At 68.4% G+C, this 26,646-nt stretch carries 18 protein-coding genes; 9 read left to right on the forward strand and 9 right to left on the reverse strand.

Annotation, left to right across the window (positions count from 1 at the left end; all coding sequences use genetic code 11):
* The first annotated feature begins 966 nt into the window (after positions 1–966).
* Positions 967–2,229: a group II intron reverse transcriptase/maturase gene (gene ltrA / locus NMN56_RS08635; RefSeq protein WP_274042333.1), complete on the forward strand. Its 1,263-nt coding sequence runs from the start codon at positions 967–969 to the stop codon at positions 2,227–2,229.
* 433 nt (positions 2,230–2,662) lie between these two features.
* Positions 2,663–3,667: a pentapeptide repeat-containing protein gene (locus NMN56_RS08640; protein ID WP_274042334.1), complete on the forward strand. Its 1,005-nt coding sequence runs from the start codon at positions 2,663–2,665 to the stop codon at positions 3,665–3,667.
* A gap of 347 nt (positions 3,668–4,014) precedes the next feature.
* Here NMN56_RS08640 and NMN56_RS08645 read toward each other — a convergent pair whose 3' ends face one another.
* The gene (locus NMN56_RS08645; protein WP_274042335.1) at positions 4,015–6,627 is read right to left on the reverse strand and encodes a DEAD/DEAH box helicase family protein; all 2,613 of its coding nucleotides are present in this window, start codon (positions 6,625–6,627) and stop codon (positions 4,015–4,017) included.
* Positions 6,628–7,135: 508 nt separating this feature from the next.
* Here NMN56_RS08645 and NMN56_RS08650 point away from each other — a divergent pair.
* Positions 7,136–7,870, forward strand: coding sequence for a hypothetical protein (locus NMN56_RS08650; RefSeq protein ID WP_280842731.1), 735 nt, complete (start codon positions 7,136–7,138; stop codon positions 7,868–7,870).
* A 490-nt stretch (positions 7,871–8,360) separates the two neighbouring features.
* Positions 8,361–8,555, forward strand: a complete 195-nt coding sequence (locus NMN56_RS08655; protein ID WP_274042337.1) for a hypothetical protein — start codon at positions 8,361–8,363, stop codon at positions 8,553–8,555.
* A gap of 298 nt (positions 8,556–8,853) precedes the next feature.
* Here the strand turns inward: NMN56_RS08655 and NMN56_RS08660 are convergent, their stop codons facing one another.
* Positions 8,854–10,188, reverse strand: coding sequence for a hypothetical protein (locus NMN56_RS08660; protein WP_280842732.1), 1,335 nt, complete (start codon positions 10,186–10,188; stop codon positions 8,854–8,856).
* Between the two features lie 1,028 nt (positions 10,189–11,216).
* Between NMN56_RS08660 and NMN56_RS08665 the strand changes: the two genes are divergently transcribed.
* The 4 genes from NMN56_RS08665 (at position 11,217) to NMN56_RS08680 (ending at position 17,094) form a co-directional block, all read left to right on the forward strand.
* A complete protein-coding gene (locus NMN56_RS08665) occupies positions 11,217–12,902 on the forward strand; it encodes a PucR family transcriptional regulator (protein WP_274042339.1) in 1,686 nt (561 codons plus the stop codon).
* A gap of 310 nt (positions 12,903–13,212) precedes the next feature.
* Positions 13,213–14,694, forward strand: coding sequence for a type III PLP-dependent enzyme domain-containing protein (locus NMN56_RS08670; RefSeq protein WP_274042340.1), 1,482 nt, complete (start codon positions 13,213–13,215; stop codon positions 14,692–14,694).
* A complete protein-coding gene (locus NMN56_RS08675; RefSeq protein ID WP_274042341.1) occupies positions 14,691–15,524 on the forward strand; it encodes a M55 family metallopeptidase in 834 nt (277 codons plus the stop codon). Before NMN56_RS08670 ends, NMN56_RS08675 begins: the two co-directional genes overlap by 4 nt.
* A gap of 133 nt (positions 15,525–15,657) precedes the next feature.
* Complete coding sequence (locus tag NMN56_RS08680; RefSeq protein ID WP_274042342.1) at positions 15,658–17,094, forward strand: amino acid permease; 1,437 nt, start codon at positions 15,658–15,660, stop codon at positions 17,092–17,094.
* A 506-nt stretch (positions 17,095–17,600) separates the two neighbouring features.
* Here the strand turns inward: NMN56_RS08680 and NMN56_RS08685 are convergent.
* Positions 17,601–18,434, reverse strand: a complete 834-nt coding sequence (locus tag NMN56_RS08685; protein WP_274042343.1) for a PIG-L family deacetylase — start codon at positions 18,432–18,434, stop codon at positions 17,601–17,603.
* Between the two features lie 1,228 nt (positions 18,435–19,662).
* On the opposite strand from NMN56_RS08685, the gene NMN56_RS08690 reads away from it, so the two are divergent.
* Positions 19,663–20,118, forward strand: a complete 456-nt coding sequence (locus tag NMN56_RS08690; RefSeq protein ID WP_274042344.1) for a hypothetical protein — start codon at positions 19,663–19,665, stop codon at positions 20,116–20,118.
* A gap of 454 nt (positions 20,119–20,572) precedes the next feature.
* Here the strand turns inward: NMN56_RS08690 and NMN56_RS08695 are convergent, their stop codons facing one another.
* The 6 genes from NMN56_RS08695 to NMN56_RS08720 all read right to left on the reverse strand — a co-directional run bounded on the left by NMN56_RS08695 (position 20,573) and on the right by NMN56_RS08720 (position 26,635).
* Entirely contained in the window at positions 20,573–21,550 is a 978-nt protein-coding gene (locus NMN56_RS08695) for an NADP-dependent oxidoreductase (RefSeq protein WP_274042345.1), read from the reverse strand.
* A 114-nt stretch (positions 21,551–21,664) separates the two neighbouring features.
* A complete protein-coding gene (locus NMN56_RS08700; protein ID WP_274042346.1) occupies positions 21,665–22,465 on the reverse strand; it encodes an HAD family hydrolase in 801 nt (266 codons plus the stop codon).
* Complete coding sequence (locus tag NMN56_RS08705) at positions 22,458–22,832, reverse strand: acyl carrier protein (protein ID WP_274042347.1); 375 nt, start codon at positions 22,830–22,832, stop codon at positions 22,458–22,460. The genes NMN56_RS08700 and NMN56_RS08705 overlap by 8 nt, the downstream gene beginning before the upstream one ends.
* A gap of 48 nt (positions 22,833–22,880) precedes the next feature.
* Entirely contained in the window at positions 22,881–23,894 is a 1,014-nt protein-coding gene (locus NMN56_RS08710; protein WP_274042348.1) for a beta-ketoacyl-ACP synthase III, read from the reverse strand.
* Positions 23,895–24,018: 124 nt separating this feature from the next.
* The gene (locus NMN56_RS08715; RefSeq protein WP_274042349.1) at positions 24,019–24,960 is read right to left on the reverse strand and encodes an AvrD family protein; all 942 of its coding nucleotides are present in this window, start codon (positions 24,958–24,960) and stop codon (positions 24,019–24,021) included.
* 199 nt (positions 24,961–25,159) lie between these two features.
* On the reverse strand, positions 25,160–26,635 hold the full coding sequence (locus tag NMN56_RS08720; RefSeq protein WP_274042350.1) for an MFS transporter: 1,476 nt from the start codon (positions 26,633–26,635) through the stop codon (positions 25,160–25,162).
* Between the last annotated feature and the right edge of the window lie 11 nt (positions 26,636–26,646).

A 26,646-nucleotide genomic window follows, 5' to 3' on the forward strand; every position in this document is an offset into this window, starting at 1 on the left:
CAACGCTGAAGCAGCCACGGTGCCGTCCCAACACCGGTGGCCAGCAAGAGCACCAGCCGGTAGGGGAAGTGTTGGATGGTCAGGTGAATTCCCCCGACACGCAGTTCTAGAAGCGGCTGCTGTACTTCACGTTCTTCCGGTGGATGGGGGGGGGCAGGGGATCGGCTCATGACGGCTTCCCTTCCTTCTGTGAGTGGGTGACAAGAAGAACGGCCCCACCAAGAGCGGGGCCGTGAGATGGCGGGAACGCTATGGGAGCGGGGAGTGCCCCTATGGGTTTCGTCAACCTGTGGGGGCTGGTTGGGGGTTGTAGAAGGTGCTGTCGCGGAGCATCGCGAGGAGCACGTCGGCTCGTCTGCGGGCGAGGCAGAGGAGGGCTTGGGTGTTTGTGTCCTGAACGCGAAAGGGATCTGTTTGTAGGGCAGCTCCCAGAAGCGATGCTGTGCGAGAGATGAAGGTATGGCCCTTCGAAGTCGCCCTGCGGGGGGAGGCTTCAAACCGCCTCATGCTGCGTTGGCTGAAGACCGTCGTGGTGAGCGATGAGGAAAAGGCATCCAAGAGGTGTCAGGTGGGGACTGGGAAGACGAGTGCAAGCGAATCACTGCTGACGTGTCGTAAGACCTTCAGATGGCATCAAAACCGGGGTGTATACCCAGCTCCGGGATAAGCCTGGCGGGTGCCCGTTTATTGGCCAGGTGGTGTCCGGCATGCAGGTGACGTGAGCCCAGTCTGCTGCTTTCGCATGGAACAGGAGAAGGCATGTCCCGACACTGCCCGCCCTTCTGGGCGGGCGACAGGGAGAGCTCCAAGCGGCCGAAACCGTGAGGGGTTGAGTACCGGGGCGGGACATGCCGGCGGACCGGTCCGTAGTAGTGGTGAAGCCCCTGTAACGAGGGTGGAGCGAAGGGATCGGGTCGTCCGTGACTGAGTGTGTCGTATCAACCGGAGCTGTCCGGGAGGAGTCCGATGGACCAGTTGAAGTCACCAGCCAAACCGTTCGATATTTCGAAGTCGGAAGTCAAGGAGGCGTGGGAGGAAGTCAGAGCGAACAAGGGTGCACCCGGAGTGGATGAGCAGAGCATCGACGACTTCGAGAAGGACTTGAGGAACAACCTCTATAAGGTCTGGAACCGGATGTCATCGGGCTCATACTTCCCTCCTCCCGTCCGTGCGGTGGAGATTCCAAAGCCTCATGGCGGTGGCATGAGAATGCTCGGCATTCCCGCGGTCGCCGACCGTGTGGCTCAGACCGTGGTGGCCCGGCATCTGATGCGAAGGGTGGAGCCTGTTTTCCACCAAGATTCCTTTGGATACCGGCCCGGACGGTCTGCGCTGAACGCGGTGGAGCGTTGCAGGGAACGCTGCTGGAAACGGGACTGGGTGGTGGAGTTCGACATCGCCAAGTTCTTCGACAGCGCGCCCTGGGACCTCCTCGTCAAGGCGGTAGAAGCCCACACCGATGCCGTTTGGGTGAAGTTGTATGTGGAGCGGTGGCTTGCTGCCCCGCTCAAGTTGCCCGACGGTTCCCTGCTGGATCGCGAGTGCGGGACCCCGCAAGGGGCTCCTGTCTCGCCGGTCCTGGCGAACCTGTTCCTGCACTATGCGTTCGATCTCTGGATGAATCGGGAGTTCCCCACCGTCTGGTTCGAACGGTATGCGGACGACGCGGTGCTGCACTGCGTCTCGGAGAGGCAGGCCGTCAAGGTGCTGTCCGCTCTGAAGGACAGGATGGCCGAGGTCGGATTGCGACTGCATCCGGACAAGACCCGGATCGTGTACTGCAAGGACGGGAAGCGCCGAGGCTCCTTCGGAGCCACGGCATTCACCTTCCTCGGGTTCACGTTTCGCGCCAGGTGCAGTCAGGATCGCAACGGCAAGCAGTTCTTGTCGTTCGACCCCGGCGTCAGCAAGGACGCTCTGAAGAAGATCAGCGGCGAGGTGCGGTCCTGGCACCTGCACACGCGCTCGGATCTGTCCTTCACCGATCTCGCCTGCAGGATCAATCCTGTGGTGGCGGGGTGGATCAACTACTACGGCCGGTTCAGGCCGAGCCAGTTGACCCGTTTCTTGAAGCGCATCAACGCCTACTTGGTGCGTTGGATCCGCCAGAAGTACGAGCGGCTCGCGCCGCTGCGGAAGGCCCTTGCGAAGCTGCGGGAGATCGCTCAGCGGTATCCCCGCATGTTCACGCATTGGCGCTGCACGACCGTGGCTGCATCAGGCTGGTGATCAGGGCGACAAGAGCCGTGTAACGGGAGACTGTTACGCACGGATCTGTGAGAGCCGAGGGGTGTGATTCCCCTCGGCTACTCGGCGGTGTTTGCCCTGCTTGATCTTCTTGTCGTAGTAGGTAGGCAAGGGCGGAGGTCGCTCCGCTGGATCGGGCGACGTTCACCGGTAGCTGCCTCTCATGCTCTGGCGCCGCGTGCGCCCAGCAGCGCTCGATCCGAGTGGTAGATGTCTTTCCTGCCTTCGTCCTCGAGGAAGCCCTGCGTCCGGCCTGTTGGTGCGGTCGAATACCGATATGCCTTCTACTCCTTCCCGCTCCCTCCGAACGCGCCTCATCACCCGCCGCGCCTCCCGTCCCCGAACCAGCCCGAGTGCTCGGAGGGGTCGGCCACAACGCCGAAGCGACCGTAATGGGCCTCAGTCGCCTGGGCGTTTGGACTGGGCGCGGAGGATTGAGCTGGGATCGGTGGTGCTTGCGTCCCTCGTCGCGGTCGGAGGGCTGTGGTACACCGCGATACAGACCCAGCAGGCCAACCAACAGTCACGGGCAGAGCGGATGCTGGCCAAGGAAGCGCAGATCACCGACCGCTACACGGCTGCGGTCGAGAACCTCGGCGACAAAAAGGTGGATGTGCGGCTGGGCGGTGTCTACGCGCTGGAGCGCATCATGCAGGACTCCCCCCGCGACCACCCCACCATCGCCAACGTCCTCAACACCTATGTCCGCACCCACGCCGGAGAGAGGCAGCTTAGGTCCGCAGATAAGAGCCGGGGAAAGAGCCAGGACACACCAAACGGTGACGAGAAGAACGGCGAACTCCCTGCCGATGTCCAGGCCGCCCTCACTGTCCTCGTCACCCGCGACACCAGCCACGACAGGAACTTCACCCTCAACTTCATGAACGCCCAACTCGCCGATGCAGACCTTACCGCCCCGGATGACCCACGCCGGAGTGCCATGGCCCAACTCCAGGAGGCGAACCTGCGCGATGTGAACCTGCGCGGCGCGGACCTGAGCGGCGCGTACCTGCGCGGCACGAACCTGCGCGGCACGAACCTACGCGACGCAGACCTGAGCGACGCTTACCTGCGTGGCACGATCCTGCACGACACGAACCTGCGCAACGCGTTCCTAAGCGAGGCGGACCTGCGCGGCACGGACCTGCGCGACACTAACCTGCGCGCCGCGGACCTGCGCGCCGCGGACCTGAGCGGCGCGTACCTGAGCGGCGCGTACCTGAGCGGCGCGATCCTGTTCAGCGCGGACCTGCGCGGCACGGACCTGAGCGGCGCGGACCTGAGCGGCGCGGACCTGAGCGGCGCGGACCTGAGCGGCGCGGACCTGAGCGGCGCGGACCTGAGCGGCGCAGACCTACGCGACGCAGACCTGAGCGGCGCGAACCGGAAATACGCAGCCCGGCACGGGGCAATCACCTGAGTGATGGTTCAGTGCTCCACAGCTACCCTGCTGGAGACGTCCGGTGCGGCGAGCCAGGCCAGTAGGCAGGCGTGCGACCACACCGGCCCGGCGGGGACATCGACGACCTGTACGTCACCCATGGCAAGAGCACATCGCAGAGCCCGAGCCGTACATGGGGAAAGGCCCAAAAGAACAGCAACAACCGGGCCGTACCGGTATCCTGCTCAACTCGCCAAAACAAATACTCAGTCACAGCTTGTGACTGAGCACTTCACTTGGCCACTTAGCGGAGTGTGTGTACCAATCTGAGGGCCCCGCTCAGGTGGTGCCGGGGCCGCGACACCACCTGAGCGCGCCGTCTGGCATCACGTCGACGGGAAGACGACGCTTACGTCGTCTGCTGTGATGAGTCGCCCACGAGTGGGGGCGAGCAGCTTGCCCAGCCAGCCGTCTTCTTGCGGCAGGAGCGCCTCGATCCTCGTGCGGGCTGTACCGCGGGCTTCGGCGTTGTTGTCGCCGCACAGCGCGTCGTACTGGCGGAGACGGTCGGCCAGCACGTCGTAGAGCCGTACAGCCGCGCCGTGATTGAACAGTGCGACCTTGTCGTGAGCCGCTTCGGCAGCGTCGTCCTGGGTGGCAGTCGCCGGGGTGAGCAGGCAGCCGAAGACGCGGGTCTTCGCAGAGCGCCTGGTCGCGACCTCGATCTGTCCCAGCAACTGGTTCACGTCGCCGCGGCTGAGCGGGTGGGGGTCACCTGCCGGGACGGTCTTGACCTCCCAGACCCGGCGCTCAGCCCGTTTGCTCGTGGACCACGTCCACTGGCAGTCCGTAGCACTCTGCTCCTTCTTCGGGGGGCGTTCGCCGCTGGCGCCCACGAGGCGGGCAAGCCTGGTCAATCCTTCGCACTGCTGATCATGGCTACCGGTGAGCAGGACGCGGCCTTCAGAGAGAACACGGTCGAGTCGGACACCGGCTTCACGCCGCCACTCGTCCCACGCGAGGAAGAACCGGTCGGTGTCGTCAGCGGTGTGCTCGGAGCCTTCGAGGTCGGCGACGGTGCGCGCCAGGCGGCGGAACCAGGTGGTCCGGGGCCCGCCATCGATGGCGTCCTTCAGAGCCCTGCGCGCGGCGGCCCGGTCTTCGGGCCGTCCTCTGGCGAAGAGGGCGTGGGCCTCCACATAGCGCCAGAACGCTGCATGCTCGGTTTCTCCGGCCCTAGTGAGTAGGGCGGCTGCTTCGTCCGCTTTCTGGGCCGCTCCCGAGTGGTCGCCCAGCCAGAGGTCAGTCGCCGCGGACACCTCGGCCTCGGCGCTGGAAACCTCGCTGTTCCCGCTGGAGCCACGGCCGGGCCGTGTCCTGCGACGAGGGCTTGTGGGGGCGGCGGCTTCGCCCTCTGCGGAGGCTGGTTCCCAGAAAGCGGCGCAGGCCCGTACCGCACCTTTCCAGCCCTCTTCGTGGGTCTCCAGCGCGGCGCGGATGGTGGGTTCGATGCCTGTAGGGATCGACTTGCGGACCGCCGGGTCGGCGAGCATCTGCGCGAAGCTCGGGTCCAGTCCGAGGTAGAGGGCGCGGTCAGTCTGTTCGCGGTTGGCGCGTCCCAGTGCCTGGGTGACTCGCTGGCCGACGCGGTGGCGCATGAAGCTGGCGTCGCCCAGGTAGGCAACCACGAACCGCTCGAACTCACTGCTGGCTTGCGGGACCGTGGTGATGATGACCAGCTTGCACAGGTCGCCCGCGAGGTCGAGACCGTCGTAGCGGCCGGCGGTGATCAGGTGTCCGTTGGCGGCTTCGCTCCAGGTCTCGACCATCGCGTCGTCGCCGGGACGAAGACGGTAGACCGGTTGTCCGTTATTGGTGAGGATATCCTGAAGTGCGTCGGCCTCCGCGTGGCTGGCGCACAACCAGGCGGCCCGGCCGCCAGCCTCGTCGATTTGGGCGAGGGCCCAGCCGAGGACCTTCGGGTCGAAGGGGTGCTCGGCGCTGGGGTTGAGTACCAGGAGCCGCTCGCCCGTCGCGCCAGACGGCGGCGGGGTGGCGGTAGTCAGGCGGGTGACCGGCTCGCCACCGACTCGCCGCTGGAGGTCGTCCATCGAGCCGAGGGTGGCCGACAAGTAGATGCGCTGTTTGGCCCGGCTGTACTGGCTGTTGAGGGCGGTCGGGGGGTGGTAGGGGCGGATCTCGATGCCGGAGGGGCCGATGAGGATGCCGCATTGGGTGAGGTGGTCGCGGACGGTGGGCCAGACGTACATCGCCTCGTCCTTGAGTTCGTGATCTGTGACGAGCCGTGACGCCTCGATGGCGTCGCGCGCCGGGCCCGCGATCGCGTCCCAGTCCCGGAAGGAGAGCAGTTCGGGCGGGGTGCCGGGCCGGGCGGTGCCGTCGAGCATCGCGCGCAGGCCGGGATATGCGTCGGTGTGCGCCACCACCAGTTCGCAGATCACCTGGTAGAGCTGGCGAGCGGGACCGGGCTTGTCGGGGATGCGCAGGGTCTGCAACCCGCTGAGGGGCTGCTCGGCGAGATGGGCGTCGTCGAAGATGACCAGATCGGCGGGTTTCGGGACCGGGTTGCTATTGAAGTAGACCCAGTAGTTCATGACACCGACGGACTGGGCCTGTTGGTAGTCGTCGAGTTTGGCACCGCCGTACTCCCCCGCGGCGAAACGGACTACTTCCAGTCCCAGCGCTTCGGCTTCCTCCTCGACCCGCTCGGCGAGTTGCCGGGTGCCAGTCAGGTAAGCCACTGACCACCCGCGTGAGAGAGCGTGATCGGCGATCAGCAATGCCAGCAGTGTCTTGCCTTCGCCGGTGGGCATCTCGATGGCCAGGTCCCTGGCGTCGAGGTGCTGCTCCGCGTACGCCGCGAGTACCTGGCGCTGACCAGGTCGAAGCCGAGCGAACCTCGACGATTCGAAATCCGTGAGATTTTGTTCGAAATCCGGTATCTCTGCGTATACCACCGTGCGCTCCTCACTCGTCACGTGAGAACTCTACGGCGCGGGGCGGTGATCCTTGCGTTCTAATTCCCCTTCGCGCAGCGGGCGTTGACTGCGTCGCGCGACATCCGACGTGATCCTTCCCTGTACGTCAGAACGCGGGGCCACACGTGGCCAACTGTGGTGCTCAGAGTGGGCCAACTGGACTGCTCAGTCACAGTGCTGTGATCGCCGTCACAGAACAATCGGCCGGGTGTTGCCGCTTAAGGTGAGGCCATTCGGATCGCGCGCGTCGAAGGGGGCCGTTCCTCGTCGCTGTTCTTGCTCCAGGACCAGTGGCTCTGCGTGAGCTGGACTGGGGAGATGGTGCCGCTCGTGGTCGAGGCCGCCAGGGGCGCGGTCGAAGACCACGGGTGCCGGTCAGCCTTGAGTCACCCCTTCGGGGCACGTGGACCGCATGTCGGGCCCGGCGCTGCCCAGCCACGCGTGTGGGGCGGAGACACTCCGCTTACCAGCGCCATTTCCGGCATCTCAGACACCCCCGAGGATCAGCATGCCCGCCGACACATCCACTGTCGATATCTCTCACCTGCGCCTTCTCGTGCATCAACGTCCTGTCGCCAGCGCTTCGGAAGAGATCGTCCGATCCCACGGCGACGACCTGGACGACTTGAGAGAAGCTCTCCGGGAGCACTTCGCCCCCCTCGGTGGATACTGCGAGGTGGGAAGCGATCTTCATTCCGTCACCATCGGCAGTGCCGAGACCCGTCTGCGCCCCAGGCTCGATGGCGACTCCTGGCACGCCGACCTCTTCCACGCTGGCTGGCTCAACTCCCCGTACAGCGGCGTACCAGCCGAGTACCGACAGCAGGTCGCTGACTACGTCGACCGGGCGCACGAGCTGGATGAGGGATGCCTCCAGGAGTCCGACCTCCGGGAGGCTGCCGGACGGGGCGGGGCACCTGCCGTCGAGCGGCTCGTCCGCGATCACCGCGACGTTCTCGACCAGCACTATGCAGTGCTAGACGACCTCATCGATGAACTCGTCGCCCCGGAGGGCCAGTGGCTGTTCCCTCGGGCGCGGGAACTTGTGTACTCCGAGGTCCAGACGCACCACATGCGCCGCGAGTGGCTCGGCAGCGCTGCGCTCGGCTACCTCTGCGGCGGCTCAGCCGGTCACCGTCCCGACACCATTTTCGGTGGCGTCCGGTACGACTTCCGCCGTGGCTCGGTGGACTTGGCGCGGCCGGTCCCAGACGAGCCCGAGGAGGAGGCCGTCAAGGCGTGAGCGCTTCCTTGCTGTGCCGAGCCCCCAGTGCCCCTCAAGGCGTGCAGTGGCGACATTTCCGGCGCCGGGAACGACAGGGGCCCGGGGCGACGATCATCCGAACCTTCGAACGCTCCGCCGATGGTCGACCCTCGCGAAGCAACCACTATGCGGTCCCTCACTGAACCGCCGGCGTCGGCGCACTGGAGATGACAAGATGAGAGATGCGTTTGAACAGCACCCAAGCGCGAGGTCGTTGACAAGCAGGGCAAAGCTTGTCGCCGGTCTTCCTTCTCCCGCGGTCGACGTGCAAGGAGGAGGGAACACCACACACCACACCAGGAGCGGACCAACAGTTCCAGGGGATAGCCGGTAGTAGCGGGTCGGCTCCGCGTGGATCTGAAACGTCGGCGGGTCCTCAGCCAGTGGCCACTGTTGTCAGGTGGTCGGGCTGAGGCTGCTTGCCCCGAGTTCGACCGCCGTGAGCTGGATGGGATGAAGGTTCCCCCTCATGCTGCCGAACTTCAGAACCCGGCTGATGCTCATTGTCGTCGCCGTGCTTTTCTCCCTCGTGATCGCCCTCGCGACGGCGCTTCTCTTCCACGCCGCGAGGGGGTCACTCCTGATCGCGTTGACCGCCGGAGGAGGGGCATTCGTTGCCGCGATGACGCTGGCTATCGGTGTGCTGTCGCTGTTGCTTCAGTAGCCCTACGCCCCGAGCCACGGACGTCAGGCGAGGCCGGTCACGGGTAGGTTTTGTGTAGCCCCTACAAGGCAGCTCTCCGGCCAACCAGCGGGTCACAGTCCGGCCCTCAACGACGACCCTCCGCTCACAGGGGAGCGCAAGGGGAGCGCGGACGCCTTTGGAAGGGGCAACACGGTGCACGAACAGCGGGACCGTGATACGTGCTCTGATCTGGGAAAATGGCATCCTGGGCCACCCCGCAGCATGCGGCAGCATGAGCCCTAACGTGCTCGTAATGCGTAGGTTAGGGCTGTGGGCGTCAGGGGCTTGCTGAGGGGCAGCGGCCCTCTGCGCGGGTGGTCAGGTTCGTGGGTGTGAGCCGCACTTGTTCGGCAGGAACCCGTAGTGGCGCTTCGGTTTCCGTGTTCCACAACACGACATGGCTGTCGGCGGTACCGAAGGAGATGTACGGTCTCTGGGGAGTGAGCGTTCCGCCCTTCTCGTTCAGCCTTTTCGTGGGCACGGACGGGGTCACGCAGACCCAGGACGGGTTCACTCCGAAGTACGGTGGCGCGGGCGTGCGCTCATCGGCGGCGCGGTTCAGAGCGGTCGCCGCCCGCTGCGGAGAAGAGAACGTGACGTCGAGGGCTGCCAGTTCAGCCAGCGCTGCGACCAGTGCGAAAACGAGCACTTCGAAGTACGCGTTGCCACGAACGAGGTGAAAGTAGCGGGCGAGGCCCCAGCCTGCGGCTACTCCGAGAAGTGCCACGAACGAGGGCCACAGCAACTGAACCGTCGCTGCGAGTTCCCAAGCGGTGCTGACTTCGGTTTCCGCGGGTGTGAGGGACAAGATATCCGCGTACAGGTCGTGGAGGAGCGTCCGCGTGACCGGCAGCAGGGAAGCGGCGAGGGTGACGAACACCGGCAGCACGGCTACGAGAAGGCCTTGCCAGCGCCAGCGCTGTGTGAGGAGTACGAGTCCGGCGATGTAGTAGCTGGACAGTCCGTAGACCAGTGCGTCGCGGCGGCTCACTCCCTCATTCACTCCAGGGATGCCCAGCGACATCAACAGCATCAAGAGGCTGAAGATGAGAGCGACCGGCACCGCTCGGGCCCGGGTGCCCCCAAGAGGCAGTGCCAGCGCTCGCCGCCAGCCGACGGCGGCGCTGCCGATCGCCAGAGTGCCGAAAAGCACCTTGCCCAGCGGCGGCGCGTCACGGGCGAAGCTGAGCAGCAGGGCGGCGCCGATCAGCAGGCTGGTGAAGAGCAGCACCGCCCGGTTTGCCTCGCCCTCTCCGTACGGCGGAATACCGGCCCCCTCCAGCCCGTCCAGTGGGCGGACGTCCACGTTGGTACGCGGGCCCTCGGGCGGAAGCTCCCGCGCTGCTCGCCGCGCGCCCTCCTGGCTCGCCGCACGTACCCCCTGTGCGTTGAGGTCGCACAGGCCCAGCCGGACCGCGGTGCGGTACAACGCGCTGCGTGTCCGCCACAGCAGTCGGGACCATGTCGGAGCGTTGGCAGGCGGGGCGGTACCCGGATGGTGCCGGGTGGAGTACACCTGCCAGGTGGGCTGGAGGGCGCGGTCGCTCGGTGTGGACAGGTACAGCCGGTCCTGAAGAGGGACTTCCGCGCTTCGGGCGGCGTCAGCCACCATCCAGCCAGCCCGTTTGTGGGCATGCCACCGCGAACCCGGAACGGGTACTTCTACCCAGTAGAAGCAGGATTCCCCCGTCGCCTCGAACGAGCGTCGCGCGATGCGGCGTTCGTGAGGGGTGAGGTCCCGTGTGACCCAGCCGCGGGCGGCGAACTCTACTTCCGCCTTTCCCCAGGATTCGGGACCGCCTTGCGCCTCTACGAGTGTGCTGAGCGTGGTGGTTCCCGTAGCTGGTCGGTTGTCGCGTTGCATGCCTCTCCCCGATGACCGTTTACTGCCGAGCGTGGGCAGTCAAGCACCGAGGGGTGACAAAGAAGACGGGGCGAAACCTGCTACAAGACGGCGGCGGTCAGGTGCCGGAGGGCAAAGTTTCTCCGCCTCTCTCGTGTCGAACGCTGGCCGACGGACGGCTCCCTCACATGAGTTGCAGGCACCGGAAACAGACCCGGGGGCCGATCCGTATCCGAACGGGGCAGGTAGCTGGCCGATGGCCGGGACCGGGGCACGGACCAAACCTGGCAGGGACAACCCAGGGACTTCTCAGGGACTTTCAGCTCTGTCACAGGGACTTCTGGGGGACTTTCCGCCGTACAGAAGGGTAAGCCCGTGACAGAGCTGAAAGACGTGAATCACCTGGTCAGAGGTGCCGCGCTCAGCATTCGATGACGTTCACCGCGAGGCCGCCCCGGGCGGTCTCCTTGTACTTGACCTTCATGTCGCTCCGGACCGAATCGACCCTGGAGCGGACAGGTAGGGTCGGGTTGCCTTACCGGAGGTTGGCGGACACGAACGTCGACAACCCGCACCGGAAGGTGCGGCTGAGTTTTCTGGGGTGAATCCATGGCGATCAAGATCGTCCCTGGGGGGCCGCAGAATCTCCGTACTCTGCACCCCGATAAACGTGCAGGGCAGCGAGACTGCTCCCCGCGCACGCGGGGATGAACCCCACGTCGCGCTCAACCACAGCGGCAAGCTGTCCTGCTCCCCGCGCACCCGCCCCGGCCCTGGCCACGCGTCATGATGGCCGGATGAACACGAGCGCATCGGGCCCCATGGCCGACGGGCCCACGCTGACACAGATACTGCGGCAGACCGGTTCCGGTGTCCTGGATGTGGCGGTGGCGCCACGGGGTACCGACGTGCCGGTGACCGATGTGGTGCTGCACGATCCGGGGGACGCGCATGGCAGTTCCAGGGAGGCGGCCGGACTGGTGCTGCTCGCGGTGGGTCTGGAGGCCACCTCGCCGGAGGCGGAGGAGGTGGTACGCGCGGCCGGCCACGCGGGGGCTACCGCGGTGGTCATGCGGTGCGGTGCGCAGGGTGTGCACCCGGCGCTCGCCGGAGCGGCTGCGCAGGGGCGTACCGCGCTGCTGACCCGGGGCCCCGGAATCGGCTGGACCGACGTGCTGGGCCGTTTGCGTACCGCCCTGGCGCAGAGCATCGAGACCGGCTCGCAGGCCGTGGACGGGCTGCGGCTCGGGGACCTGTCCGGTCTGGCCAACACGGTGGCGGACCTGGTGGGCGGTGCGATCACCATCGAGGATCCGCAGTCGCGGGTTCTGGCGTACTCCCGGATGGACAGCGAACCCGACTCGATGCGAAGACTCACCATCCTGGGCCAGCAGGTTCCGCGCTGGCGCGTCGAGGAGCTGCGCGAGAGTGGTTTCTTCCGGGCACTGTGGAGCGCCGAGGGCGCGGTTCGGCGGCCCGCCGAGGGCCCGTACGCCGAGCGCCTGGCCGTCGCGGTGCGGCACGGGAGCGAGGTCCTCGGGTCGATCTGGGCAGCCGCCGACGGGGTTCCGCTCTCCGAGGAGTCGGAGGCGGCGCTGCGCACCGCGGCACGCGCCGCCGTGCCGCACCTGGTCCACCACAGGGCGTGGGGCCGGGAGGCGGCCAGGAGACAGGAAGAAGCCGTAAGGACGCTGCTGGCGGGGGACGGCGACGTCGAGCAGGCCGCGCAGTTCCTTGGTCTGGCGCCCGACCGGTCCTACGCCGTGGTGGTGGCGGAGGCCCACGACACCAGGACGCTGGACGCCACGGTCCGGGGCACGGACGGCGACGGCATCGCCGCACCCGTCGAAACGGCCGAGCAACGAGTGCTGGACGTACTGGCTCTGCAGGCAGCTGCCCACCGGCGGGGATGCGTGACGGCACGCTCGGGCCGGCGTCTCTTCGTCCTGGTTCCCGCGACGGAAGACACCGCCGAACCGGTGCGGCGACTGGTGGCGACGGCGCGTTCGGTGCCGCGCACCGTGGTCTTCGCGGGGGTGGGCCCTGCGGCCGGGGACCTGACCGGTCTGCCCGCTTCCCGGGAGGCGGCCGAACTCGTGGTGCGGGTCCTGCGGCAACGTGCGTCGGCGGGCCCGGCGGCCTCCGTGGAATCGGCCTGGGCACTCCACGGCGAGGTCGCGTCGCCGGCCGCGCTGCTGCGTGTCATGGATCATCTGGAGCCGCTGTGGCGGGACATGTCGGGACCCGTGCATGACATGGTCGCGCACGACCAGGTGCACGGTTCGGAGTACGGCGCGTCGGCCGCGGCCTACCTGCACGCGCTCGGTGACACCACGAAGGCCGCGGCACGCCTCAACGTCCACCCCAACACGCTGCGTTACCGGCTCCGTCGGGCCCGCGAACTGTTCGGTGTCGATCTCGGTGACGCCGACGGACGGCTGCTGGCGGACATCGGACTGCGCCTGGCCCGCCGCACGCCGTGAACAGGAAGGAATGCCTTGAACGGGGTGGAGTTCCTCGGACAGGGTGGAGTGCCTCGAACGGGGCGAGTGCCGTGAACGGGGCGGGCAGGCGCGGGACATGCGCGTCGGCTTCATGATCATTCTCTTGTCGGGGAGCACATCCGTGCAGCTCGGACATGGTCGTCCGAGCTGAAGACGTTCCCTTCCCCTCCGTTGAAACTGTCATGGCGACTCGCGTTCGTCCGGGCAGCTCCCTCCGGGGTGCCCAGCGGCGTCACATGCGCAGGACGGGTCGCGTCTCTTCCGACGTAGGTATCGAGGTGTGGTGCACGTGACTTCCGGTCTGGCCAATCGACGGCGAACGGCCCGCGAGGCGGCGTTGAAGGCCGCCGTCGCCGAGGAACTGCTCGGCCCGCACGCGCCGGTGATCGGCCTCCTGGACGTGGACGGGGTACGGGCCGCCGTCGCCGACCTGCACCGTGCGTTCGAAGGGCCGGCGACGGTGCAGCACACGTTCGCGGCCAAGGCATGCGGCCTCGTCCCCGTGCTGCGGCTGCTCGCGCAGGCCGGAATGGGGTGTGAGGTGGCCTCACCCGGCGAACTGCACCAGGCACTTGCCGCGGGCTTCGACTACGACCAACTCGTCTTCGACAGCCCGGCGAAAACCGTGGAGGAACTGGAGTTCGCGCTCAGCCACGGCATCGCCGTCAACCTGGACAACTTCCAGGAACTCGCCCGGGTCGACCGCCTGCTGGACGGCCGGGACGCCACCGGCCCCATCGGGCTACGGGTCAATCCGCAGGTCGGTGCGGGAGCCATCGGTGCCATGAGCACCGCAACCGCGACCTCCAAGTTCGGCGTCGCGCTCCGGGACCCGGGAGCCGTCGAGGCGGTCATCGAGGCGTTCGCCGCCCGGCCGTGGCTCGATCGGCTGCACGCGCACGTGGGTTCGCAGGGGTGCCCCCTGCCCCTCATCGCGCAGGGAGTACGGGCGGCGTACGAGCTGGCCGAGCAGATCAACGAGACGCTGGGGCGCCGCCAGGTGACCGGCCTGGACATCGGAGGCGGTCTGCCGGTGGACTTCAGCACCGACGAGGACCTGCCCGGCTACGCCGACTACGTGGCGGAGCTGCGCGCCGCAGCGCCCGGTCTGTTCGACGGCCGCTACACCCTGGTCACCGAGTTCGGCCGCTCGCTGCTCGCCAAGAGCGGCACCATCGCCTCCCACGTCGAGTACACCAAGTCGGCCGGCGGACGCGACATCGCGGTCACCCACGCCGGGGCCCAAGTGGCCACCCGCACCGTCTTCATGCCGGACGCCTGGCCGCTGAGGGTCGGCGTCTTCGACGCCAGGGGCCAGGCCAAGCAGGGACCCGAACGGACCGTGGACATCGCGGGCCCCTGCTGCTTCGCGGGGGATCTGACGGCCGTCGGACGTGACCTTCCGCCCATCGCTCCGGGCGACGTCGTCGCCCTGTACGACACCGGCGCCTACTACTTCTCCTCGCACTTCTCCTACAACTCCCTTCCCCGGCCGGCCGTCTACGGCTACCGCGTGGACGCCGAGGGGCGGGTGACCTTCGCCCCCGTGCGGTCGGCTCAGAGCCTGCGCGAGGTGGTCGAAGAGAGCGGAGCCGCGCACACCGAAGCCCTGCTGGCGCTGGCCACGGGCACGTCCACCTCCACCTCCACCTCCTCGTCCTCGGCTACGGGCACGTCCTCGGCCACGGCCCGGACCACGACCACGGGCACGGGCACGGGCACGGGCACGGAGGACACCGTGCCGGGCCGTGACGAGCAGGTGATCGCATGACGCGGGTGCTCATCTCCGCTGACATGGAGGGTGCCACCGGGACAGTTCTGCCCACCGATGTGGAGGCCGGGACCCCGGAGTACCAGCGCTTCCGCCGCCTGCTCACCGGGGACGTCAACGCCGCCGTCGCGGGCTTTGCCGATGCCGGAGCGGACGAGGTGATCGTCAACGACGCCCACTGCGGCATGAACAACGTGCTCATCGAGGAAGTGGATCCGCGCGCACTGCTCATCACCGGCCGCCACAAGCCGCTCGGCATGATGCAGGGCCTGGAGGACGGCGTCGATGCCGTGGCCTTCGTCGGCTACCACACGGGCGCGGGGGAGCAGGGCGTCCTGGCGCACACGTACCTCTCGCACAGCATCCTCGGGGTCCGTATCGACGGTCGCCCCGCCGACGAGGGAGCGCTCAACGCGCTGGTGGCCGCCGAGGCGGGAGTCCCGGTGGTGCTGGTCACCGGCGACGATGCCACCTGCCACCAGGCCGCCGGGTACGCGCCCGGCTGCCGCACCGTCGCCGTGAAGAAGGCGATCTCCCGCCACGCGGCGGTCTGTCGTACCCCTGCTGCCACCTCGGCCGAGATCCGCCGGGAGGCCGCAGCGGCGCTGAACGCACCACCGACATGCCCCGCGCCGGAGGTCACAGGGCACGTGGTAGAGATCGACCTGGACAGCCCTCACCAGGCGGAACGCGCCTGCTCGCTTCCCGGAGTTACCGCCTCCGGGCCGCGCGGGGTGCGTCTGGAGAGCCCGGACGCCCGCGAGGCGCTACGCCGCTTCCGTGCCCTGACCTGGGTGATCGGCGGCGGTCGCGAGGACGACTGGACCTGACCGAACCGTCACCGTCCCCGGAGTCCCCCCAGCCCCGCTCGCCCGGCCCGACACGGTTCCGCGGGCCCCCCAACCCCGGAGCACCGCACGGAGGTACGCCCCGTGGCCGCTCCCTGCCCCCTCAGGAGTACCCATGCCCACTGCCGCTCAGGACAGAGAACAACCACAGCTGAACCGTTCACTGCGCAATCGCCATATGTCGATGATCGCCATCGGCGGCGCGATCGGTGCGGGGCTCTTCGTGGGCAGCGGATCGGTGATCAAGACCGCGGGGCCGGCCGCGATCATCTCCTACTGCCTCGCCGGGGCACTCGTGCTGTGCACCATGCGCATGCTGGGTGAGATGGTCGTGGCACGGCCCTCCACAGGGTCCTTCTCCGATTACGCACGGAGCGCGATCGGCCCCTGGGCCGGGTTCACCATCGGCTGGCTCTACTGGTACTACTACGTCATCATCGTGGCCGTCGAAGCGGTCGCGGGTGCCGCGATCCTGCACAACTGGCTCGATGTGCCGCTGTGGGTACTCGCCATGGGCCTGATGGCCGTGATGACGGCCACCAACTTGTTCTCCGTGAAGTCCTTCGGCGAGTTCGAGTTCTGGTTCTCCTCCGTCAAGGTAGCCGCGATCGTGGCCTTCCTGATCGTCGGCGGGCTCCACGTCTTCGGTGCCTGGCCGGGCAGTTCCCTCGACTTCTCCCATCTGACCTCGCACGGCGGCTTCGCTCCGAACGGATCGACGGCGATCTTCTCGGCCATCGTCGTGGTCATCTTCGCCTTCGGCGGCGCGGAGATCGTCACCATCGCCGCGGCCGAGAGCAAGGAGCCGCAGCGATCCGTGGCGCGTGCGACCACCGGCATCATCTGGCGGATCATCCTCTTCTACGTCGGCTCGATCGTCCTCGTCGTCACGATCGTTCCCTGGGACAGCGCAAAGGTGCTGGCCAGTCCCTATGTGGCCGCGTGGAACGCGATCGGCCTCAAGGGCGCCGGCACGGTGATGGACGTGGTGATCCTCACCGCTGTGCTGAGTGTGCTCAACTCCTCGGTCTACGTCTCCTCGCGCATGCTGTTCGCACTGGCCTCGCACGGTGACGCTCCCAAGTGGTCGGTGAAGACCAACAAGCGCCAGGTGCCGGTCCGCGCGATCCTCGCCGGGACCGCGGTCGGATGGATATCCGTGATCCTGGCCTACCTCTCACCGGACACGGTGTTCAGCTTCCTGGTCAACTCCTCCGGCGCTGTCGCGATCTTCATGTACCTCATGATCGGCATCTCCCAACTGAGAATGCGGCGACGCCTGGAGCGTGAGGACCCCGGGCGCCTGACCCTGCGCATGTGGCTCTTCCCGTACCTGACCTGGCTGGTGATGGCCGGCTTCGCCGCCGTCCTGGTGGCCATGGCAGTGATCGACGACCAGCGGGCGCAGCTGTTCACCAGCCTCGGCAGCCTCGCCGTCGTCCTGCTCGCCTACGCGGCACGCCGCGCCTTCGGCCCCCGCAGCGAACCGGCCCCCCAGGACACGGCCGACTCCGCCACGGACCGGGCAACGCAATCGGTCTCCGCGACCTGATCCCCCCGGGGGGCTTCCTCCGGCCCCTCCCCGCCCGTACCGGCCATGCACGTGCCGCCGCCGGTACCGTGCCGGTTGCCTGGCGGAGGTTGGCGGACACGAACGGCGACGAGCGGATACGAACGGCGACGAGCGGATACGAGCGGGCACGAACAGCGACAACCCGCACCGGAAGGTGCGGGTTGTCTTTCCTTGCGTGACGGTGCGGAGACGCATGTCCTGTCCCGCGACCTGGGGTTGTGTCAGGCGGTAGACAACTGCCACCCGGCGAGACCGTTGAGGGCGTCGTGCACCACCGTCCATCGCATGGTCAGAGCGTCACAACCCGGGGGGGGGCATGAGCCCGGATGCGGGCTGCCGGAGCGGAACTCGGCCTGCTGGAGCGGAACTCGCGTGGACAAGGCCCTGGGGCTGGGCGCGTGTGACGCACGCGATCGCGCTGTGCGGCCGACGAGTCTTCCCTGGTCCTGGAATGGCCCTGCCCTGGCCCTGGTCGGACGGGCGGATCAGCGCAATCCGGCGAAGAGATCGTTCTCGGGTACGGGCGCGCCGGTGGCGTCCTTGACACGTAGGAAGGTCTCCATGCCCATCAACTCGCCGAAACGCTCCTTGCCCATCTTGAGCAAGAAGATGTTCTCGCCCTGGCTGGCGTGCGCGGCCAGTGCATCGAACTTCTGACCGCTGAACGGGGTGGTGTCCACCCAGGTGGTGACCTCGTCGTCGGGGAGGCCGATCTCGGCCATCGCGGCGGCCTCGGCAGGATCCGGTTCCGGCATGTCCTCATGGAACTCGCGCATGGTCTCCCCGAACCGCTGCATCACCGAGCGGGGCATCGTCGTCCAGTACACCTTCGGCGTCAGCGTGATCATCTCCAGCGCCGCCATCGTGATGCGGTGGGCCTGGATGTGGTCGGGGTGCCCGTAGAAGCCGTTCTCGTCGTAGGTGACGACCACGTCGGGTCGGTAGTGCCGCATGAGTTCCGCGAGTCGGGCGGCGCCTTCCTCGACGGGGCTCTGCCAGAAGGATCCGGGGGCGTCGTTGCTCGGCCAGCCGCTCATCCCGGAGTCGGCATAGTCCAGCGTCTCCAGATGGCTGACCTTCAGGACGTCGCAGCTCTCCTTGAGTTCTTGATGGCGCATCACGGCGACGGCCGACGGATCGTGCCCGGGCTCGCCGGGCTTGACACCCTCCGCTCCGTCACCGCAACCGCCGTCGGTACACGTTACGAGAACCGTGCGCATACCTTCCGCCGCGTACCGCGCGAGGACCCCTCCGGTACCGGTGGCCTCGTCGTCGGGGTGAGCGTGTACCGCCATGAGCGTCAAGGGACGGTCAGTCATGAAAAAGTCCTCCTGCTGGAATACATCGTGGTCCGAGTGCGCGGCGGGCATGCCGCGACCCCGGGGCCCGGATCCTGGTGGGGCGGGCGACGTAGTGGTCCCCCTGTTCCCCGTCCGCGGCGCCGCCCCCTCGACCCATGCAACCGTGCCGGCCGGACCGGATGTTCCCGGCGCCGCGTTTCGCCTTCCAGGCGTCGGTGTCACCACACGACCGCGACGAGTTACAGGCGTGACCTGCGCGTCTCAGCGGCATGTCGGATCCGGCTCTCTTCCGGCACCGGCTATGAGATTCCGACACGGGATGTGAGACCTACACACGCCTTCTCGTCAGTTGTCTGCTGCCACTGAGCGTGTTTGGCTGCGGCTCTCAAGAGGGAGGACCGCCTCTCACTCCGCGCGCAGGGACACTTCGGCGGTGGCAAGAGGCGAGGCCCCCTCGGGGACCCGCATGCCCTGCAGCTCTTCAGCGGCAGAATGAGCGACAGGCCCGACCGTGTCGGCACCGAGCCCAGCGGGAGTGAGATCGCACAGTCGCGTATGCGCCGTCGCCCTCGCGCTGTTCCCTCTCACCGTCGGCCAGCCGCACCAACCCGCGCTCGTCAGTCTCGTGCATCCGCGCAGGCGCCGTCGCCACGGCGTGAACCCGCAGTTCTTGACCGGCCCGGCCGGGCACCTGGTGCTTCAGCTGCTGGGGTGGCGGGATTTGAACCCACGACCTCTTCGGCCCGGACGAAGGGGCAGCTCTCAAGGCCCAGTTCGGAGTCTGGGCTCCGGTTGCTCTGAAGGAGGTTGGCGGACACGAGTGTCGGCGATCCGCACCGCAAGGTGCGGTTGAGCTTCCTGGGGTGGTCCATGGGGTGAGCAAGACCGTCCTGGGGATGGCCGCAGAATCTCGGTACTCCGCATGCCCGAGACGGGCGTAAGCGATCCGCGCCGCAGCAGTGGGGCTGCGAGCGGAGGTTGGCGCCGTATGTCGCCCCGCGAGGGGCGGCGGCCACGGCTTGCTCCTCGGGCCAGTCAGGGTGACCCGCGACCCGCGAGTCCTGGTGGCGCACTGAAATGGTCATCTTCCGGGGGAGGTTGGTCGCTCGCGACCGTGGTGGGGCGGGAGTGAGCAGTGGCCTCATTCGCCAGGTTGGTTTATCTGCTGCGCTCGCGTCGCGGCCGTACCCCTTCCTTAGTCTTCGCTCCGTAGTCACTCGACTACTCGAAGTTGAAGGAGACAGGGATGCGTCCCAAATCCGTAGGCCGCCTGGCGGCCGTTGCCTCAGCCACGCTGCTGCTGGTCGGCATGGCGAGCACCAGCCCGGCTCAGGCGCAGGGGCCTGGGCCGATCGTGTACTCGATCGAGTTCTCCAACCCCCAAGAGAAAGACAACGACAACCTGCCCGAACCGTACGGCTATGTCTCCGTGAACGGGGTCGGCCGGCAGACGACGTTGTGGGAGCACCCGGACCGGGACCTCAACACCCCCACTCTGCCGCGCTATCCGGAGTCCGGTGTCACACACAGGTTCGTCGACCATTCCGTCAGGGGGGTGTGTGCTGAGGTGGGGGAGGACGACACCGGCATCAACAGGGACGACGTTCTCGCCGCCGGCTGCGCCCCGTACCACGGCCCCGGGGAGTACACCATCCCCGGCGAAGACGGATCGGTGACCGTCACCATCCACCACTTGAGCTGAGCCTCACGTCGCCGTAACCGTTGCCCCGGGAAGCCCGTACTCCCGGGGCAACGCGCGGTCCGCGAGGGGAAGGTCGGGCGGGCCCGGGCCCGGGCCCGGGCGCGGCCAGCGGCCGGCGGTTCCGACTTCTGGGCTCGGGGCGGCCGGAGCTGGGGTGGCCGGAACTGAGCCGGCCCGGGTACAGGGCAGGTCGGCGGGCGGAGAGGTGCTGGATTCCGCAGTTGGCGCGGACGGGCGGACCAACGCATCGCGCGTTGACGGACCACAACGCGCACCGCGCATCGCCGGACCACAACGCGCACCGCGCATCGCCGGACCACAACGCGCACCGCGCGTCGCCGGAACATAGACCCGCTGGAGGCCCCCGCACCCGGGGCGGCCCAACCGGCGAACCCGGGCCTCATCGTGCCGGAGGTCTGCGGGCGCCCCGGGGGAGAGGGGCGTGCGCTCCGTCTCAGTGGGGCTCCCGCTCGTCGAAGGTGATCAGCTGACGCCCCCGGACCCCGCCGCCCGCGAGGCGCCAGTGCGCCTCGCCGGCCTGCTCGGGTCGGAGTACGGAGGCCGTACGGACGGTCAGCGTTCCCCTGGCGGCCAGCGCCGCCAGTTCGGCGAGGGCCTCGGTCTTGCGGGGGTGGGCGAGGACGTTCGCCTCGTGCTGGGTGATCCCGCGCTCCAGGGCGAGGAGGCCGGGGCGGCAGGTGACGATCCGGCCCCCGTCGCGGATGGCGCGGAGTACGGGTTCGCCGACCACGGCCGCGTCCACCACCGCGTCCACGCCCTCAGGAACGGCCCAGCGGTACCGGTCGGCGAGGTCCGCCACCTCCCCGTTTCCGGGCTGCACCTCGCGCGGTACGAGGATTTCCGCGCCGAGCTGCTTGAGCAACTGCTCGTCCTGCGTGGTCGCCTCGGCGACGACCCGCAGGCCCCGGTGCGTGGCGAGCTGGATCACGAAGCCGCCCAGCGCGCCCGCGCCGCCCGTCACGGCGAGCGTGGACCCGGCGGGCAGCGCCAGCAGGCCGAGTGCCTGGTGGGCGGTGAGGGAGTTCATGGGCAGCCCGGCTGCTTCGACCGGGTCGAGGCCCGGCGGCACGAGTGCGGTGTCCTCGACGGAGACGATGACGTATTCGGCCTGCGCTCCCCCCTGTGGGCGGAACGGGTTGACGAACGCCATGACCTGGTCGCCGAGCGCGAACAGGGTGTCGGCGCCCGCCGCGTCGACGGTCCCGGACACGTCCATTCCCGGTACGTATGGCGGGCCGAACTCCGCTACGTACTGGGCGAGTTGACCCGACCTGAGCATCAGGTCCGTCGGGTTGACGGCGGCTGCGGCGACGCGGACTCGCAGCTCACCAGGCCCCGGGTCGGGGATGGCGCGGTTGACGACTTCGAGCACCTCGGGGTCGCCGAATTCCAGGATTCCGACTGCGCGCATACCGAAGGGTCCTTCCTGTGCTGAAAGAGATGATTCGGGGAGAGCCAGTCGCGGGGTGGTGTGCGGGGCCGGGCTGGTCCCGGCCTGGTCTTCGGCCAGGGGCCTGGTCTTCTGTCAGGCCGGGAGCCCCCCGGCGGCGTTCGAGGGCGTACAGGGATCCGGTGGCGGGCCGGGGCTGGGGCCGGGGCCGGGGTCCGGTGGGGTGAGCGCGGCGGGCAGCCGCAGCGCGGGTGCGGGGCGTGGCGGCGGCAGTTGCCGCCAGCCCTCCCACCGCGCCCGTTCCCGTAGCTCCGGCTCGCCGCCCACGAGCACGGCGTGCCCGGACAGTTCCAGCAGCGGCAGGTCCGAGGAGTGGTCCCCGTATGCGGTGGACGCGGTCAGATCGACGCCCCGCGCCCGTGCCCAGGAACGGGCCGCTTCCGCCTTGGCGCTGCCGATCATCGGGGTGTGCACGCGGCCCGAGTACAGGTCGCCGACGATCTCCGGTTCCGTGGCCAGCACCGCGTCCACGCGGAGGTGCCGGGCGAGTGGCGCGAGCGCCGCCGGGAAGGAGCCTGACACGAGAACGACAGGCTCCCCCGCCGCCTGGTGCTCGCGCAGGGCCGACACGGTGGGCTCGTGCAGGAACTTGCCGTGCGCCAGTTCGCCGCGGAACCACTCGGCCGCCAGCTGCGCGACGTAGGACGCGTCGAGACCCTCGTAACTGGCGAAGTACGCGCGGCTGGTCTCCGTACGCGGCAGCCCTCCCGCCGTCATCGCGCGCAGCCGCTGCCGTTCGTGCCGGTAGGTGTGCGCGGCACGGCCCTCGGAAGCGAACCGGTACTCCAGGAACCGGAACAGCGTGGTGCCCCTGGTCAGGGTCCCGTCCACATCGAAGAACGCCGCCCCGCGCGGTGCCGGGGCCGGATCAGCCATGGGGCCGTGCGTCCTTCCCCACGAGCAGGGCCGCGGTACGGGCGACGTCCGAGGCGTCCAGGATCTCCGCGTCGGTGACCTCGACCCCGTACTCCTTCGACAGGTGCACCGCGAGTTCCAGGAGCACGAGGGAGTCGAACTCCATGTCCTCGTACGGGGTGAGGGCCGTGGACTCCTGGGGCGCCTCGAACTTGCCGCGGACGGTGGCCAGTACCTCCTGGCTCAGCTCACGAACAGTGGCATCGGCCCCGGGCTGGGCCTGGGTCCAGGGCTGGGCCTGCGTCCGGGTCTGGGTCTGCATCTGGGTCTGGGTTTGGGTCTTGGGTTGGTTCTGGGCCTGGGCCTGGATCTGATTCTGGATGCTCATGGTGTGTCCTTCCTCGGTGTTCCGGAACGGATCAGTGGGAGGCGTGGGTCAGGCCGGGACGATGTCGGGCCAGGTCAGCGCGGCGGACCCCCAGGTCAGTCCGCCGCCGAAGGCGGTGAGCAACAGCCGCTCTCCGGCCTTGAGACGGCCGTCGGCCGCGGCGTCGGCGAGGGCGAGCGGTATGGAGGCAGCCGATGTGTTGCCGACCTGGTCGAGGTTGACCACCGCGCGCTCGGCCGGGACGCGGAGCTGTTCGGCGACGGCACGCAGGATGCGCGAGTTGGCCTGGTGGCCGACCAGGTGTCCGATGCTGTCGGTGGTCCAGCCGATGCGGTCCAGCAGCGCCTGCGACGACTCGGTCATCCGCTGGACAGCGGACAGGAACACCTCGCGGCCCCGCATGGTGAAGTACTCGTCACCCGGTGCCGGCGCCGTGCCCTGGGAGCGCTGCCGCGACCCGCCGGCCGGGATACGGATCAGATCCTTCTGTTGGCCGTCGGAGCCGAGGTCGAAGCCTTGGAACGCGCCGTCCTGGCCCTCCTCACCTGCCGTCAGCACGGCCGCGCCGGCCCCGTCCCCGAAGATCACGGAGGTGGTGCGGTCCTTCGGGTTGAGGATGGTGGAGTACGTCTCGGCGCCGATGACGAGCGCGTTGCGCGCGCGACTGGCCAGCACGGCGTTGGCCGCGGTGTCCAGGGCGTAGATGAACCCGGAGCACACCGCGCTGATGTCGAAGGCGGCCGGGGCGCCGAGCCCGAGTCTGGCCGCGACGTCCGGCGCGGTGGCTGGGCAGGGGTGGTCGGGGGTCGTGGTCGCCAGGACGACGAGGTCGACGGTGCCCGGTTCCGGGGCGAGCCCGGCGGACTTCAGCGCACGGTGACCGGCTTCCACGGCCAGGTCGCCGGTGGAGATGCCGGGGTCGGCCCAGCGGCGGGTGCGGATTCCTGTCCTGCTGGTGATCCATTCGTCTGTCGTGTCGAAACGGTCCGCGAGTTCTTCGTTGTTGACGCGGCGCGGTGGCAGGTAGGCACCGAGGCCGGTGAGTACCGCTGGCTGGAGCATGACGTCTCGCCTCCTGAGAAGAGCCGTGAAGGCCGGGAACGTGAAGGCCGGGGAGGGGCGGGAAGGGGCGGAAGGGACCGAGCGCCGGGGAAGACCGCCGGCGTGGAGCGGCGGCCGGCCGCCGTCAGGCGGGCAGGAGGTGCGCGACGGAGCAGGTCAGCCGCTGCCCGGCATAGGTGGTCAGCACGTCGGCGCTGCGCCAGGTGCCCTGCGCGCTCTCCAGCAGCCTCGGCTCGCTCAGCGACACCTCGAACCGGCTCTCGCCGGCCCCCGCAGGGCGCGTGCCGTCGGCCGCGCGGATGACGGTGCGGCGCATCCAGAGCGTGTTGCTGTCGGCCCTGGCCACGTCGTCCAGCGAGTACAGCAGGACCTGGGCCAGTTGGAGTGCGGAGACGAACAGATCGACCATGGTCGCCTCGCCGCCCGGTGAGAGCGCGAGGTCCGCCCGCGCCAGTGAGGCCGACGTGTCCACCTTCACGTCGGTCAGTAACTGGGCCCGGTCCCGGTGCGGGACGCCGAACGGCGCGTCGTTCCAGACGCCCGGAAGCTCGGCCGCTGAGCCGTAACGGCCCGCGCCGGGCCAGGAGTCGCACGCCGGCCGGCCGGTTCCCACGGCAGCCTCGACGCGTACGGTCAGCAGACCGATCCGGCATTCCATGTTCACGGTGCCGCCGTCCGGCGCGTCCACCAGACGTCCGGAGACCGCGAACGTGTCGAGGTCGTCCTCCTGCGGCTTGCGCCCGGCCTTGATGACGCACGAGCGGACCGTGAACGGGGTGCCGGGGCCGAGCCGGCCCGCGTGTGCGGCGTACAGGCCGGTCAGCTGTGCGCCGAGCAGCATGACGTCGATGGTGGACAGGTGAGGGCGCTGACTGGTCCCGCCCTTGCGGGACCAGGTGCCCGGTAACTCCAGGCCCGCCGTGGCGGTGATGGTTCCGTCGTCAATGGCGATGCCGGTCAGCGAGTGGTGCACGCGCTTGAAACCCTCGCCGAAGAAGCGCCCTTCACGTGCGCCGAGGAGATCGTCAACGGTTCTCAAGGTGACCAGAGGTGGTGCGACGGTCATGGACTTTCCTTCGTAGGCAGCGATCGCCCTTCGGGGTGCGGCTGTTGAACGACGGCGGCGACGTCCGGGACCCTCAGCAGAAGTGGACCGGGTGTCGTCGGCGTCCGGCTGTGATGTGCCCCTCGGCTTCCTGAACCATGCTGGGTTCCTGGCCCGGGCCGTCGCACGGCCCGAGCCTGCGGTCACCTGGGGCCCGGCATCAGGAGGTGTGTGCGGCCTGTACCGGCTCCGGGGTGCCCGGTACGGGCTCGGACAGGGCGGGATCAATGTGGTCGTCGGTCCCGGTTGTCCGCTTGCTGAGGTTGAGCACCACGAGGAACGTCAGCGCGATGCCCACGGCGATCGCCCAGGTGGCGGTGATGATGCCGTCCGTCAGCTGCGCCGTGTCCCCCGTACCACCGCCGTTCACCGAGTTGGCGATGGCGATCAGCACGGCGAGACCCACCGCACCGCCGATCTGCTGGCCCGTCGTGGCGATACCGGAGCCGATGCCCTGGTCCTGCGCCTGCACACCGGTGGTCGCGGCGGCGAACATGGTCGTGAAGACGATGCCCTGGCCGAGCGAGAGGAGCAGGAGCGACGGGGCGAGGACCCAGTACGAGACATCCTGCGTCAGCGTCAGCGCCAGCGCGACGGTGCCGGCGACGCCCATGGTGAGCCCGATGAACAGGGTGTTGCGGACGCCGAACCTGGTGGCCCACTTGCCGCCGACGATGGTGCCGATCAGCACGCTGCCGGACGGGACGACGAACGCGAAGCCGGTGGTCCAGGCGCTGTACTCCTGCACGACCTGCCAGAACTGGGTGAGGAAGTAGGCCAGCGCACCGAAGGTGGCCATGAACAGGAAGGTGATGCCGGCGCCCGTGGACAGGTTGCGGTTGCTGAACAGCCGCAGCGGGACCATCGGAGCCTTGGACCTGCTCTCGATGAGCAGGAAGAGCAGCAGCATCACGACGGCGACGGCCAGCGTGGTCAGTACCTGCCCCGAGCCCCAGCCCGCCTCGGGGCCCTGTACCAGCGCGAAGACGAACAGCGTGGAGGCGAGGGTGCCGGTGACCGCGCCCGGCAGGTCGAAGGCGCCCGAGGTCTTGGCATGGTCGGCCGGCAGGAGCGACATCGCCGCGACCATTCCGGCGCCCGCCAGAATGACGTTGACGTAGAAGACCGACGGCCAGCCGAACGCGTCGGTCAGCAGACCGCCGAGTATGGAACCGAGCACCATGCCGGAGCCGCCTGCCGCGCCCCACACGGACAGGGCGCGGTTACGCTCCCTGCCCTCCGCGAACAGGGTGGTGACCAGGGAAAGCGTGGCGGGAGCGAGGAACGCGCCGCCGAGGCCCTGCACCGCGCGGGCCACGATCAGCAGCCACGGCTCCTGGGCGAGACCGCCCGCCAGCGAGGAGGCCGCGTACAGGAACAGGCCGAAGATGAACATCCGTTTGCGGCCGAACAGGTCGGTCGCGCGTCCGCCCAGCAGCAGGAAGCCGCCGAAGGCGACCGCGTAGGCCGACACCACCCACTGGAGGTTCTGCGAGCTGAAGCCGAGGTGCTCGCCGATCTGGGGGAGGGAGACGAAGACGATGTTGTAGTCGACGGCGATGATCATCTGGGCGAAGGCGAGCAGAGCGAGCACTGCTCCCAGTTGTCGCGGCCGTGCGGACACGTTGCTGGACACAACGGTTTCCT

Origin of the sequence: Streptomyces iconiensis (assembly GCF_028657195.3) — a bacterium.
Classification (GTDB): domain Bacteria; phylum Actinomycetota; class Actinomycetes; order Streptomycetales; family Streptomycetaceae; genus Streptomyces; species Streptomyces iconiensis.